The sequence below is a fragment of the Micromonospora sp. NPDC047074 genome (assembly GCF_040643815.1).
Taxonomy (GTDB): domain Bacteria; phylum Actinomycetota; class Actinomycetes; order Mycobacteriales; family Micromonosporaceae; genus Micromonospora.
The window spans coordinates 1-13,436 of the sequence record NZ_JBEYVB010000025.1; the positions used below are offsets into that span (position 1 = coordinate 1).

Below are 13,436 nucleotides of genomic sequence, written 5' to 3' on the forward strand. Positions count from 1 at the left end.
CCCGTACCCAGGGCAAGCCCCGCAACGCCGCGAACGGAGCCGCCACCAGGCTGAACAGGATCGAGCGGCCCGCCGGAGCACTCCGGCGGGCGCCACGTCCGTTTCCGTCCGCCGACGGGTCTGTCGGTCGTTTCTCTCCCCGCCGGGGGATCACAGGAATAACCCCGGTCAGCCGGGTATCCGTGCGGTCCAACGTCTCAAGGGGGAGGAAGCATGTTGGGAATCAAACGGCTCGGCCTGCTGGCCGCGCTGGTGCTGGTGGGCATCGCGCCGGCTGCGGCGGCGCAGGCCGCGGTGCAGCCGTCACAGCAGGACACCCAGTACCTGCAGGCTCTGCACCAGGTCAACATGTTCGAGATGACCGCGGGTGACCTGGCCCAGCAGAAGGGTCAGAACCAGGGGGTCAAGGACCTGGGTGCCCGGTTCAAGACGGACCACACCCAGCTCGACCAGACGGTGCAGCAGACCGCGTCGCAGCTGGGCGTGCAGCTGCCGAGCGAGCCCACCGCGGATCAGCAGGCCGTCCTCGACCAGCTGAACAACGCCAGCGGCGAGGAGTTCGACCGGCTCTGGGTGACCAGCGAGCTGGCCGGCCACGTTCAGGCGATCCAGGCCACCCAGACGGAGATCTCGCAGGGCTCCGAGCAGTCGGTGGTCCAGCTGGCGCAGACGGCGCTGCCGACGCTCCAGGCGCACTACGACGAACTCGTGCAGTTGGCGGAGCAGCTGGGCATCCCGGTGCCGCAGGCCAGCGCCAGCGGCACCCCGAGCCCGGGCGGCACGACGCCGGCTCCGAGCGGCACCACCGAGACCCCGGCTCCGGGCACCACCACCGAGTCGCCGGCTCCGGGCGGCACCATCGAGACGCCGGCTCCCGCGGGTAGCTGACGTACGTGAGGAAGGGCACCTTCCTATCGCCCAGGCGGTAGGAAGGTGCCCTTCCGCTCACTCAGTCGGCGTTGGCCAGGCCGATCGCGAACGCCGACTCCAGGTCGTGCTGGGAGTACGCCCGGAACGCGATGTGCGACTCGGTGTTGAGCACCCCCGGCACCTTGGAGATGTGGCCGGCGATCACCTGGGCGATCTGCTCGAACTCCCGGACCCGGACCATCGCGATCAGGTCGACGTGGCCGGCCACCGAGTAGACCTCGCTGACACCGGGCAGGTTGGCCAGGGTCTCGGCCACCTCGGGGATCGAGTCGGTGGCGCAGTCGATCAGCACGATCGCGGTGATCACGGGGTATTTCTCCGTTCGTCGGCGTCGTGGCCCATGCTAGATGTTTCCGCTGCCGGCAGGCGGCGGTGTGCCGGGGACGGTGAGGGCGGGGGCCGCGCGGATCGCGTCCCGGAGCTGCTCGCCGGGCTCGACGACGGCGCCGGGCCAGACGACGGCCCGTTCCACGTCGCCGTGCACGACCGCCCCGGCGCCGACCACCGCGGCTCGGCAGCGGCCGGTCACCGTGGCCGTCGGGTGCACCAGGTTGCCGCCTCCGGCGGCGTGCAGGTTGGCCGCCAGGTAGTCGGCGGGGGTGCCGGTGTCGTAGAACGTGCCGGGGTAGGGCACCACGGTCAGCGCGCCGGCGGCCTCCGCCGGGCGCCACACCGCCCGGACGAGGTCGCCGAACCCCGCCGGCAACTCCCGTACCAGCCGCCACGGCAGCAGCGAGAAGCCGGTGAACACGTGGCCGTCGAAGGTGCCCGGTGCCGTCGGGTCGGCGGCGGGCTGGCCGAGCAGGCGTACCGAGTCGCCGTCCCAGCCGTGCAGCAGGGCGGCGATGTCGGGGCCCGGGAGGCGTGCCGGGTTGGCGAGGTAGGCGTCGGCGTTGCCGACCAGCACCCCGCGCCCGGCGATCCAGTCCCGCAGGTGCGCCACGCCGCCGGCGGTGCCGAGCGGATCGCCCGGTTCGACCGAGAGGTGGGCACGGTCCCCGACATGGTCGACGACCTGCGCCCCGAGGTAGCAGGCGTTGACCGCGACCCGGCCGGGCCCGACCAGGCCGAGCCCGGCCAGCCGGTCCAGCGCCCGGTCGAGCAGCGGCACGTTGCCCACCGGGCAGAGCGCTTTGGGCAGCCGCTCGGTCAACGGTCGCAGCCGGGTGCCCTCGCCGGCGGCGAGGACCACCGCGCAGACCTCGGCCGGGCCGTGTCCAGCCGTCGCGGCGGCGGTGGCCGGGCCGTCGGCGTCGCGGCCGGCGTTCACGGCCGGGTGTCGGGCACCGGTGGCGGGAACTGCCCGGCCAGCGGCCCGATGTCGTAGTAGGCGAGCAGCCGCGCCGTGGGCCAGGTCAGCTTGGGCAGGTCGTCCAGCGGGTGCCAGGCGGCCTCCAGGACCTCGGCGCCGTCGACCTTCAACTCGGTGGTCGACGCCGGCACCTCGGCGGTGAACACGACGTCCACCCAGCCCTTGGCGTGCACGACGGCGTTCGGGACGGCGGGGCTCAGTTGCCGCGGCGATAGCCGGATGCCGGACTCCTCGTGGAGTTCGCGGGCGGCGCCCACCACCGGTGCCTCGCCCTTCTGCAACAGGCCGGCGGGCAGCCCCCACCCCCTGCCGGGCGGCTGGCGCAGCAGCAACAACCGACCTGCCCCCTCGGCCTCGCTGTCCCGGACGAGGGTTACCGCGCCGACGATGTACTTCGGCACGGCCAGCCGGACCAGGCGACGGCGTACCGGCAGCGGCAGCCGGTAGAAGACCTGGTATGCGACGGCCCGACCGGTGGCGCGCGAGCGGGGGATCATGTCTCCAGGCTAGTGGCCGCGAGGAGTGTTCGGACGACCCGGGCCCACGCCGGTCACTGCCGGTGGTCCACCAGGTCGATGAGCTGGCGTACGACCGTGTCGGGCTCGATCACCCGGTCGAAGACCGCGACCAGCAGCGTCTCCAGGTCGGGGTAGCCCAACTCCTCCGACAGCCGCAGCAGCGGCAGGTCGCTGGCCAGCCCCCGGTCGTGCTTGCGCAGGGCGAGCCCGATCGTGGCCCGGCCGAGGCGCACCTTGTCGGTGATGGAGATGCCCGGCTCGCTGTGCTCGGCGAACCACCGGCTGATCTGCATCTGCGCGTGCGGCGACTTGACGAAGCCGAGCCACTCCCGGCGGGGCCCGCGCGGCGCGACGGCGGCGTCGAAGCCGTTGGCCGCGTCGGTCTCGGTGAAGATCTCCACCACGTCGCCCTCGTCCAACTCGGAGGAGAGCGGGGCCAGCCGGCCGTTGATCCGCGCCGCCAGACAGTGGTCGCCCCGCTCGGCGCCCAGCTCGTACGCGAGGTCGACCGGGGTCGCGCCGGCCGGCAGCACGACCTGCCGCCCGTCGGCGAAGACCTGGATCTGCGTCTCGGCGAGGTCGCAGCGCAGCGACTCGAGGAACTGGGCCGGGTCGGCCGCGCCCTGCTCCCAGTCGAGCACCCGGCGCAGCCAGTCGAGCTGTTCGGCCTGGGCCGCGGCGGTGCCGCCGCCCGAGCGGGGGAAGCGGAAGTCGGCAGCGACGCCGTACTCGGCCGAGCGGTGCATTTCCACGGTGCGGATCAGCACCTCCACCGTGCGGTTGCGTGGCCCGCAGACGCTGGTGTGCAGGGAGCGGTAGAGGTTGTTCTTGGGCGAGGCGATGAAGTCCTTGAACCGGCCGGGGACCGGGCGCCACACCCCGTGGATCGCCCCCAGCGCCGCGTAGCAGTCGGTCGCGGGACCGTCCACCACGATCGCGATGCGGGGCAGGTCGTAGGGGGCACTGTGGCCACCCGCCACGGTGTCCTTCCAGATCGAGTAGAGGTGCCGGGGGCGGGGGGTCACCGCGGCGTCGACCCGGCTGCGGCGCAGCGCCGACTTCGCCCGGCTGACCACCTCGGCGAGGTACGCGTCCCAGCCCGGCCGGTCGTGCACGTGCCGGGCGATCCGGGCGTGCTCGTCGGGCTCCAGGTGCAGCAGCACCACGTCGTCGAGCTCCCGCTTGAGCGTCTGGATGCCGAGCCGGTCGCAGAGCGGGACCAGCACCTCCTGCGTCTTGCGGGCGATCCGCTCCCGGGAGGCCGCCGACCGGACGCCCAGGGTGCGCATGTTGTGCAGCCGGTCGGCCAGCTTGATGATCAGGACCCGGACGTCCTTGCCGGCCGCGATGATCATCTTGCGGATCGTCTCGGCCTCGGCGGCCTTGCCGTAGAACGCCTTGTCGAACTTGGTCACCCCGTCGACCAGGTGCGCCACCTCCGGGCCGAAGTCCTCGGCGAGGGCCTGGAGGGTGTAGCGGGTGTCCTCCACGGTGTCGTGCAGCAGCGCGGCGACCAGGGTGATGGCGTCCATGCCGATCTCGGCGCAGATCTGCGCCACGGCCAGCGGATGGGTGATGTAGGGCTCGCCGCTCTTGCGGAACTGCCCGCGGTGCATGTTCTCCGCGATGGTGTAGGCCCGGCGCAGCACGGAGGGCTCGGTGCCGGGGTGGATCGTCCGGTGGGTTCGCACGAGGTGGCTGACCGGGTCGGTGTCGGCGGTCGGCCAGCTCAGCAGCGACCGGAGCCGGCGGGCCAGCGGCAGCTCGCCTGGTTGGGTCGGAAGGGCGCCCCCCAGGGCGGCGCCGTGTCCGGCGTCGACGTCCACGTGGGACACCTCCTCACCCCGGCTCCACGGTAGCCGATCCCCGGCAACCGGGAGCAGGCCCACGAAACGGGCAGGACTGCACTTCTCTAACAGCCTAAGGGAGGCGAGGTAGTCCGATCGGTCACTTGGTCATGAGCGTTCGGTCGAGATCTGGTGGGACGCGGCGTTCTCGGCCTTGCTCAGCAGGTCGCGGAAGCGGCCCGCGCCGGCCACCGGGGAGGCCCATCCGGAGGACATCTCCACCAACCGGGTCTCGGGTCGCTCCAACCAGGACAGGATGCGTTCGGTCTCCTCCGCCGAGGCGCGCGGGACCGGACCGTGGCCGGGCGGGACGGTCTCGGCGGTGGCCCGGATCGCCGCGATCGTCGGTCGAGGGTGGACACCGGGCGGTGAGACGCCCGCCCCGGCCAGCCGGCCGTGCCGCACCAGCGCCAGCTCCCAGCCGCCACGGGCCGCCGGGCGCGCGGCGGCCAGCTCGGCGATCCCGGTCAGCGCCGTCAACCGCTGCATCCGCACGGTCGCCCGCAGCACCGCCGCCAGCCGGGACCGGGCCACCGCCGCCTCCTCGTAACGCCGGGCGGCGGAGAGCGCCTCGATCCGGGCGAGGAGGGCGTCGACCACCGGCTGCGGGTCGCTGGTGGTGGCCGTGCGGAACGGCGCGGCCGCGCGCGCGTCGTACTCCTGCGGGGTGATCCGATGCTCGCAGGGCGCCGGGCAGCGACCCAGCTCGGCCAGCGCGCAGGCCGGCGTGACCGTGCGCAGCGAGAGCCGGTGGGTGCACTGGCGCAGCGGCACGGCGTCGTGGAACCCGGCGGCGGCCAGCTCCGCCGCCCGCCGGGAGCTGAACGGGCCGAGGTAGGCGGTGTCGTCGGCGGAGATGGCCCGGACCACCGACAGCCGGGGGTACGGCTCGTCGGTCAGCTTCAGCCAGAGCACCCGCTCCGGGAACTTCGACCGCCGGTTGTACGGCGGCGCGTGCGCCCCGATCAGCCGCAGCTCGCGGACCTCCGCCTCCAGCGAGTGGGCGCACTCCACCGCCTCCACCCGCTCGGCCGCGGCCAGCATCTCGGAGATCCGGGCCCGTTTCTCCGCCGCCGTGAAGTAGCTGCGCACCCGGGTGGCGATGTCGCCGGAGGTGCCGACGTAGAGCGGCCGGTCGTCGGCGGCCCGGAAGATGTAGACGCCCGGCGCCTTGGGCAGCCCCTCGGCCAGGTGCCGCTTGCGCCGCTGGGTCGGGGTGACCGCCCGGGCGAACTCGATGGCGTCGCCGACGGTGTCGACCCGGTGCCCGCCGAGGCGGGCGATCAGCCCGTGCAGCACGTCGACGGTGGCCTTGGCGTCGTCGAGCGCCCGGTGGGTCGGCTGGGTGGTGGTGCGGAAGTAGGCCGCGAGGGTGCCGAGCTTGCGGTTGGGCACCTCGTCGCGGGTCAGCACCCGGCGGGCCAGCGCGGCGGTGTCGAGCACCCGGGGGTTGGGCCAGCGGTAGCCGTGCTTCGCGCACGCGGCCTTGAGGAAACCCACGTCGTAGGGGGCGTTGTGGGCGACCAGCACGGCGTCGGTGATGAACTCCAGGAAGCTCGGCAGGACCTGCTCGATCGGCGGGGCCGGCACCAGCATGGCCTGGGTGATGCCGGTGAGCACGGTGATGAACGGCGGGATGGGCACGCCCGGGTTGACCAGGGTGGCCAGCACGCCCAGCTCCTCGCCGCCGCGCACCCGCACCGCGCCGATCTCGGTGATGCCGCCGCCGTCCGGCGCGCCGCCGGTGGTCTCCAGGTCGACCACCACGAAGGTCGTCGCGTACAGCGGCAGCGCCGGGTCGATCCCGCCCGCGCCCGGGTCGAAACCGGCCAGCGGCTCCTGGACGTACTCGGTCTCTGCCATCGGCGGCACGCTAGCGTTCAGGTCCGACACTCCCGTCCCACCGGCCCCAGTCGTCACTCCCGGGTCTAGGATGAGAGATCGGCTCACTCACCGGGCGGTGGGCCCGGTCGCGGTGGGAGACTTGCCACATGCCCCTCACCGAGCCGCACGACGACCACCTCCCGCGGGAGGTGGCGGTCGACGCCGCGCACGCTGGTGAGGTCACCCCCGAGGGCGGTGAGCCCGAGGTGGTCGGGCGCGCGGCAGGCGAGGGGTCCGCCGCCGAGGGATCGGCCGCCGACGAGTCCGCCACCGACGAGTCCGCCACCGACGGGGAGACACCCGAGCCCGAGCCCGTCCTGCCCGAGCCGGTCCGGCAGCGGATCGTGGCGCTCACCGCCGCCGTGCTGCCCGGGCTGCCGGCCGACGAGGTGCCCGTGCCGCTGCGCCGGGTCGCCAAGTTCGCCCCCAACCGCCGGGCCCGGCTCGGCGCCCCGGTGATCGCCGCCCAGCTCACGGCGGACCCGCTGTTCCGGCAGCGGATCACCGCCCGGGTGCTCGCCGACACCGGCGACCTGGGCGCCGCGGTGCTGGAGGGCACCGCGCCGGCCGCCGCCGACCCGGTCGAGGTGGCCGCGCTGGCCTACCTGGCCCGGCCCCGGGGCTGGCGGGAGTTGGTCGACGCCAGCGGCGCGGCGGTCCGGGCCGAGGCCGACAGCGCGGTCGTCGCCGAGCTGGTCCGCGAGGCCGAGCAGCGGGCCACCCGCGCCGAGCACGACCGGGCGGTGGCCCGGGTCGAGGCGGAGAAGCTCCGCGACGAGCTGGCCCGGGTCCGTGAGGAGCTCGGCCAGCTGCGCGAGGAGACCCGCCAGCTGACCCGGTCGCTGCGGGAGACACAGGCCCGTGAGCGCAAGGCCACCGAGCTGCTCGCCACCGATCGGGGCCGGGCCGCCCGGGCGGCGGCGGACGCCGACGCGGAGCTGCGCCGGGTCCGGGCCCGGTTGGCCGAGGCGGAGTCGGCGGCCGGGGTCGCCCGGGCCAGCGCCAAGGAGGCCCGCTCGGTCGACGACGCCCGGTTGTGGCTGCTGCTGGAGACCATCGGGCAGGCGGCCGTCGGGCTGCGCCGCGAGCTGGCGCTCGACCCGGTCGACAAGCTGCCCGCGGATTTCGTCGCCGACGCCTTTGCCGACCAGACCGGCACCACACCGGCCGGCACGGCGACCCGTGCCCGGGACACCGACGATCCGGCCCGCCTCGACCAGTTGCTCGCCCTGCCCCGGGCGCACCTGGTCGTCGACGGCTACAACGTGACCAAGCGCGGCTTCGGTGAGATGTCGCTGGAGCAGCAGCGCAAGCGGCTGATCACCGGCCTGGGCGGGATCGCCGCGCAGACCGGTGACGAGGTGACGGTGGTCTTCGACGGCGCCGAGCGGATGCACGGTCTGCCACCCTCGCCGCGCGGCGTGCGGGTGCTCTTCTCCCGCAAGGGCGAGACCGCCGACGAGCTGATCCGGCGCCTCGTCCGCGCCGAACCGCCGGGCCGCCCGGTGGTGGTGGTCTCCTCCGACCGCGAGGTCGCCGACGGCGTACGGCGGCACGGCGCCTACCCGTTGGGCGCCGACTCGCTGCTGCGCCGGCTGTCCCGATCCTGATCGGGGCTCTTGATCGCTTTCGGGCCGTCCGGGGCCGGTTGTCCCTTTCTGTCATACCCCGCGCCTAGCGTCGTGGTGACCGACGGTGCCCGGATGGCGACGGTGGAGTCGCTTCCGGTCGTCGCAGCGCACCAGGAGGCGAGATGATCATCGACTGCGCGGGATGCGGGATCCGGGGGAGCGGCTGCTCCGACTGCCTGGTGACGGCACTGTTCGACGATTCGTCCCCGGCCGCCGGGCTGGATGGGGCCGAGGCCCGGGCGGTCGAGGTGTTCGCCCGGGCCGGTTTCGAGGTTGAGGTGCTGCCCGCGCCCCGGCCGGCCCCGAACCCCGTCCGGCGGCCCCGCGTCGCGTAGTTCCGGCCGTCGCAGCCCCCGGCGTCGCTGGCGACTCCGTCGCCGCGTTGGTCGGCCGACACGTGGGTGCGCCGGCCCTGACGACCTGATGGCGCTTCATCGGATCACGGCACGATCCACCGTCTTCTCAAGTGTCGTCGACACGAAGGTGCGCAGGTCCCACCGATCGATCAGATCCGGGCGCATGAGGAAGACGCCGTCGAAGACCAGCACGGCGTCGGCTGGGGCGCGACCGCGACGGACCTGACTCCCTCAGCCAGCCGGCCGAGCATCTCGTCGCGGGCGCCCTGGTCCATGTCCTACCCCTCGGTCCTGGCCGCGCCAAGCTCGCCGCTGCCGAGCCGACCTTGTGCCCGCCAGCCTTTCCGCGCCGCCCGGGGCCAGGCCGCGACGCCGCGACGCGGCGGCCGTCGAGGCGGCAATAGGATGGGCGGTCACGGCGGAGGGAGCGGCGGCATGACGCGGGTACGGCGCACTGGCGACAGCCCCGCCGCGATCGGCGGCGCTCCCGGCCCCCGCCGGCCCCACGTGCCGGGCCCGGCCGGCGGTGGCGCACGCCTTCGCCGACGGGCGGCGGTGCGCCTCCCCGACGGCGCCGAGGCCGCGCACGGGCGTGGCCGGACGGACGCGGAGATCACGGCGCCAGGAGGGCCCCGGTGACCCCGCGCGGCTGGGCACTGCTCACCCTCGCCGGGCTGGCCGTCGCCCTGCTCGTCGCGGCGGCGCTGCTGATCCCGTGGCACCGGCCGCCGGCACCCCGCGCCGACCAACTCGCCGCACTGCGTGACCTGCCGGCCGACCAGGTGGCCCACAGCCGGGAGTTCCGTTCGGCGCTGCGCCCCGCCGGCTGGGCCGCGATCGGCATCGGCCTGCTGGTGGCCCTGGCGCTCGGGCTGACCCCGCTGGGCAGCCGGCTGGTCGAGCTGGCCGGTCGCCCCTTCGGCGACCACTGGGCCGCCCAGGCCGTGCTCGGCGGGCTCGCCGTGGTGCTCGTCGCCGACCTGGTCACCCTCCCGTTCGCCGCCTGGCGCCAGAGCGTGCTCACCCGCTACGGGCTGAGCACCAACGGCTGGAGCGGCTGGACGGCCGACCTGCTCAAGTCGTACGCGGTCAGCGCGGTCATCGGCGCGGTGGCGCTGCTCGGCTTCTACACCGTCATCCGGCTGTCGCCGCGCTGGTGGTGGGCGTTCGGCGCGGCCGGCGCGGCGACCCTGGTGGTGCTGCTCTCCTTCGTGCTGCCCGTGCTGGTGGAGCCGGTGTTCAACCGGTTCACCCCGATGGAGCAGGGTCCGCTGCGCACCGAGCTGATGCAGATGGCGGCCCGCGACGGCGTCCCGGTGCGCGACGTGCTGGTCGCCGACGCGTCGCGGCGCACCCGGGCCGTGAACGCGTACGTCTCGGGGCTCGGGCCGACCCGGCGGGTGGTGGTCTACGACACGCTGCTGCGCGAGGCGACGCCGGCCGAGGTGACCGCCGTGGTGGCGCACGAACTGGGGCACGCCAAGGACCGGGACGTGGCGGTCGGCACGCTGACCGGGGCGTTGGGCGCCGCCGCCGCCGTGGTGGCGCTCTACCTGCTCGGTTCCTCCGGCCCGCTGCTGCGGCTGGCCGGCGTCGAGTCGGTCGCCCAGCCACGCGCGTTCCCCCTGCTGGTCGCCCTGGTGACGGTCGCCGGGCTGGTCTGGGCGCCGGCGCAGGCGCTGATGTCGCGGCGGGTGGAGGCGCGTGCCGACGCGCACGCGCTCGCGCTGACCGGTGATCCGGCCGCGTTCGAGGCGATGCAGCGGCGGCTCGCCGGGATCAACCTCGCCGACCCCGATCCGCCCCGCTGGGAATACCTCTACTCCGCCACCCACCCGTCCACGGTCGAGCGGATGGCCGCCGCCCGCGCCCACGCCAGGGAGACCGGCCGATGAGCCGTACGCTGCTGATCACCAACGACTTCCCGCCCCGCCCCGGCGGGATCCAGTCCTTCGTACACAACCTCGCGGTACGCCAGCCCGCCGGTTCGGTGGTGGTCTACGCCTCGACGTGGCGGGGTGCGGAGAAGTTCGACGCCGACCAGCCGTTCGAGGTGGTCCGGGACCGTACCCGGGTGCTGCTGCCCACCCCGCGGGTCGCCCGCCGGGCTGCCCGGCTGGCACGCGCCTACGACTGCGACACGGTGTGGTTCGGCGCGGCGGCCCCCCTCGGGCTGCTCGCCACCGGCCTGCGCCGCCGGGCGGGCATCCGCCGGGCCGTGGCGCTGACCCACGGTCACGAGGTCGGCTGGGCGGCGCTGCCGGCCGCCCGGGCCGCGCTGCGCCGGATCGGGCGCGGTGTCGACGTGACCACCTACCTGGGCGAGTACACCCGGGTGCGGCTGGAACGGGCGCTGCACGGGGTGACCGAGCTGCAGCGGCTCGCGCCCGGGGTGGACGTGGACACCTACCACCCGTCCGTCGACGGCGAGCCGGTCCGACGCCGGCTCGGGCTGGTCGACCGGCCGGTGGTGGTCTGCGTGTCCCGGCTGGTGCCGCGCAAGGGTCAGGACATGCTGATCCGGGCCATGCCCGAGATCCGTCGCCGGGTCCCCGACGCCGCGCTGCTGGTGGTCGGGGGCGGGCCCTACCGGGCCACGCTGGAGAAGCTGGCCCGCCAGGCGGGCGTCGAGCGGGACGTGGTCCTCACCGGCTCGGTGCCGTCGGCCGAGTTGCCGGCCCACTACGCCGCGGGCGACGTCTACGCCATGCCCTGTCGCACCCGCAACCGGGGCCTGGACGTCGAGGGGCTCGGCATCGTCTACCTGGAGGCCTCCGCGACCGGGCTGCCGGTGGTCGCCGGCGACTCCGGCGGCGCGCCGGACGCGGTCCGCGAGGGCGAGACGGGGTTCGTGGTCAACGGCCGCGACGTCGCCCAGCTCGCCGACCGGGTGGCCACGCTGCTCGCCGACCGGGACCTGGCCCGCCGGTTCGGCGCGGCCGGCCGCGCGTGGGTGCAGCAGGAGTGGCGCTGGGAGGCGCAGGCGCAGCGGATGGCCGCCCTGCTCGCCGGCTGACGGCGCCGCGGTTCCGTCGGCAGGGTGTGGCCCGGCGATGACGCACCGTCGCCTGCAGGCGTTTTCGCGGCCGGCCCACGGGGCATCACTGGGTTCCGGACGCATCGATGACAGGGGGAAGCGACATGGAGCTGCTGCTAGCCGCTGCGGGCGCGAGGACGCCCATGCCCGCACCGGTCATGTACGGGTTCTTTCTTCTCCTCATCCTGGTGCTGGTCGCCATCCTCATCCTGCGCAGCCGCCGGTGGTAGGGTGACCCGTCAGCGCAGGCGGGCCAGGACGCGCTCGGCCGAGCCCGGGCGGCCGAAGTGCCAGCCCTGCCCGGCGTCGCAGTCGATGGCCCGCAGCCGTTCGGCCTGCCCGGCCGTCTCCACGCCCTCGGCGGTGACGGTCAGGTCCAGCGCGTGCGCCAGCGAGACGAGCGAGGCGAGGATCCGCTCGTCGGCCCGCGCCTCCGGCGCCCGCAGCCCGGCCACGAACTCCCCGGCCACCTTCAGCTCGGTCACCGGCAGGTCCCGCAGGTACGCCAGGTTGCAGTAGCCGGTGCCGAAGTCGTCGATGGCGATCCGGACGCCGAGGTCGGCGAGCACCCGCAGCGCCCGGACCGGCTCCTCGGCGGTGCTCATCATGGTGCTCTCGGTGATCTCCAACTGGAGCCGCTCCGGGGACAGGCCGGTGTGCCGCAGCAGCGACCGTACCTCTTGCACGAGGCCCGGGCGGCGCACCTGCCGCACGGCCAGGTTGACGCTGACGAACGGGGCCTGCCCGTCGGCGGTGGCCCAGCTCTCGGCCTGCCGGCACGCCTCGGCCAGCACCCACCCGCCGAGCGGAACGATCAGACCGGTCTCCTCGGCCAGCCCGATGAAGCTGTCGGGCCGCAGGACGCCCAGCTCCGGGTGCCGCCACCGCACCAGCGCCTCCATGCCGAGCACCCGGCCGTCGCGCAGCGAGGTCAGCGGCTGGAAGTCGAGATAGAACTCGCCCCGCTCCAGCGCCGTGGGGATCGCCGCCGAGAGGGCGTACCGGGCCAGGTCCTGGCGGTCCCGGTCGGCGTCGTAGACCGCCCACCGGGCGCCACCGGCGGCCTTCGCCCAGTGCAGCGTGCTGTCGGCCGCCCGCATCAGGTCGCCGGGGGAGGTGCCGGCGATCTCCCGCTCGACGATGCCGATGCTCGCCGAGACGCCCAGTTCGTGCCCGTCCACCAGCACCGGCTCACGGACGGAGGCGAGGGCGGCCTCGGCCACGGCGACCACGTCGTCGGTGCCGGTGGTGTCCTCGACCAGGACGACGAACTCGTCCCCGCCGAGCCGGGCGACCAGGTGCCCGTCGAGGACGTGGCGGAGCCGGTCCGCCACGGCGACCAGCAGCCCGTCGCCGACCTGGTGCCCGTGCGAGTCGTTCACCACCTTGAACCGGTCGAGGTCCAGGAAGCAGACGCCGAGCCGCGCCGAGCCCCCGGCGGGCGACTCGATCGCCGCGCTGAGCCGCTCCGTCAACAGCGTGCGGTTGGGCAGGCCGGTCAGCGGGTCGTGGGTCGCCTGGTGGCGGAAGCGCGCCTCGCTGGCGCGCAGCGCCCGCTCCGCGTCGGCCCGGGCCGTCATCGCGGCCCGGCGGATCGACTCCTGCTCGTCGAGCGTCCGGTCCCGCAGCGCACGGGCGTAACCGGTGGTGACGGCGGCCAGCAGCCGCGCCAGCCGGTCCTCCACCTCCTCGCCGACCAGGCCGAGGTCGCGGGCCAGCCGAAGCTGGACGACCTCGACCGTCCGGCCCAGCGCCTCGGGCGAGGCGATGTGCGCCGCCACCAGCTCCGTACCCACCCGGTGCCCGACCCGCAGGTCGATCGGCTCCGCCTGCAACGCCGCGGCGAGGCGTTCGGTGAGGCGCTGCAGCAGCATCTCCAGTTGGGCCTGGGTCATCGGCAGGTAGCTGGTGCCGGAGACGG

12 protein-coding genes and 1 pseudogene are annotated in these 13,436 nt (G+C 74.6%); 6 read left to right on the top strand and 7 right to left on the bottom strand.

Going from position 1 to position 13,436, the window contains the following annotated elements; genetic code table 11:
* Positions 1-213: 213 nt before the first annotated feature.
* Positions 214-888, top strand: coding sequence for a DUF4142 domain-containing protein (locus ABZ809_RS23925; protein WP_357564809.1), 675 nt, complete (start codon positions 214-216; stop codon positions 886-888).
* 61 nt (positions 889-949) lie between these two features.
* Here ABZ809_RS23925 and ABZ809_RS23930 read toward each other — a convergent pair whose 3' ends face one another.
* The 5 genes from ABZ809_RS23930 to ABZ809_RS23950 form a co-directional block, all read right to left on the bottom strand.
* Positions 950-1,237 (bottom strand): Lrp/AsnC ligand binding domain-containing protein, encoded by a 288-nt coding sequence (locus ABZ809_RS23930; protein ID WP_357564810.1) that lies wholly within the window; start codon positions 1,235-1,237, stop codon positions 950-952.
* Between the two features lie 36 nt (positions 1,238-1,273).
* Positions 1,274-2,122 (bottom strand): sugar phosphate nucleotidyltransferase, encoded by an 849-nt coding sequence (locus ABZ809_RS23935; protein WP_357564875.1) that lies wholly within the window; start codon positions 2,120-2,122, stop codon positions 1,274-1,276.
* A gap of 74 nt (positions 2,123-2,196) precedes the next feature.
* Positions 2,197-2,739, bottom strand: a complete 543-nt coding sequence (locus ABZ809_RS23940) for an NUDIX domain-containing protein (protein ID WP_357564811.1) — start codon at positions 2,737-2,739, stop codon at positions 2,197-2,199.
* A 53-nt stretch (positions 2,740-2,792) separates the two neighbouring features.
* Complete coding sequence (locus tag ABZ809_RS23945) at positions 2,793-4,586, bottom strand: HD domain-containing protein (protein WP_357564876.1); 1,794 nt, start codon at positions 4,584-4,586, stop codon at positions 2,793-2,795.
* A gap of 129 nt (positions 4,587-4,715) precedes the next feature.
* The gene (locus ABZ809_RS23950; protein WP_357564812.1) at positions 4,716-6,470 is read right to left on the bottom strand and encodes a DEDD exonuclease domain-containing protein; all 1,755 of its coding nucleotides are present in this window, start codon (positions 6,468-6,470) and stop codon (positions 4,716-4,718) included.
* 128 nt (positions 6,471-6,598) lie between these two features.
* Between ABZ809_RS23950 and ABZ809_RS23955 the strand changes: the two genes are divergently transcribed.
* Both ABZ809_RS23955 and ABZ809_RS23960 read left to right on the top strand, forming a co-directional pair.
* Positions 6,599-8,101 carry an NYN domain-containing protein gene (locus ABZ809_RS23955; protein WP_357564813.1) on the top strand — a complete coding sequence of 501 codons (1,503 nt, stop codon included), beginning with the start codon at positions 6,599-6,601 and terminating at the stop codon, positions 8,099-8,101.
* Between the two features lie 143 nt (positions 8,102-8,244).
* Positions 8,245-8,457, top strand: coding sequence for a hypothetical protein (locus ABZ809_RS23960; protein WP_357564814.1), 213 nt, complete (start codon positions 8,245-8,247; stop codon positions 8,455-8,457).
* Positions 8,458-8,556: 99 nt separating this feature from the next.
* On the opposite strand, the pseudogene ABZ809_RS23965 reads toward ABZ809_RS23960, so the two are convergent.
* Positions 8,557-8,717 (bottom strand): annotated as a pseudogene (locus ABZ809_RS23965) (uridylate kinase); the annotation flags it as partial.
* A 396-nt stretch (positions 8,718-9,113) separates the two neighbouring features.
* On the opposite strand from ABZ809_RS23965, the gene ABZ809_RS23970 reads away from it, so the two are divergent.
* The 3 genes from ABZ809_RS23970 to ABZ809_RS23980 all read left to right on the top strand — a co-directional run bounded on the left by ABZ809_RS23970 (position 9,114) and on the right by ABZ809_RS23980 (position 11,745).
* Positions 9,114-10,373 (top strand): M48 family metallopeptidase, encoded by a 1,260-nt coding sequence (locus ABZ809_RS23970; RefSeq protein ID WP_357564815.1) that lies wholly within the window; start codon positions 9,114-9,116, stop codon positions 10,371-10,373.
* The gene (locus ABZ809_RS23975; protein ID WP_357564816.1) at positions 10,370-11,494 is read left to right on the top strand and encodes a glycosyltransferase family 4 protein; all 1,125 of its coding nucleotides are present in this window, start codon (positions 10,370-10,372) and stop codon (positions 11,492-11,494) included. The genes ABZ809_RS23970 and ABZ809_RS23975 overlap by 4 nt, the downstream gene beginning before the upstream one ends.
* A 125-nt stretch (positions 11,495-11,619) precedes the next feature.
* Positions 11,620-11,745, top strand: a complete 126-nt coding sequence (locus tag ABZ809_RS23980) for a hypothetical protein (RefSeq protein ID WP_357564817.1) — start codon at positions 11,620-11,622, stop codon at positions 11,743-11,745.
* Between the two features lie 9 nt (positions 11,746-11,754).
* Here the strand turns inward: ABZ809_RS23980 and ABZ809_RS23985 are convergent, their stop codons facing one another.
* Positions 11,755-13,410, bottom strand: a complete 1,656-nt coding sequence (locus tag ABZ809_RS23985) for a bifunctional diguanylate cyclase/phosphodiesterase (protein WP_357564877.1) — start codon at positions 13,408-13,410, stop codon at positions 11,755-11,757.
* Positions 13,411-13,436 lie beyond the last annotated feature (26 nt).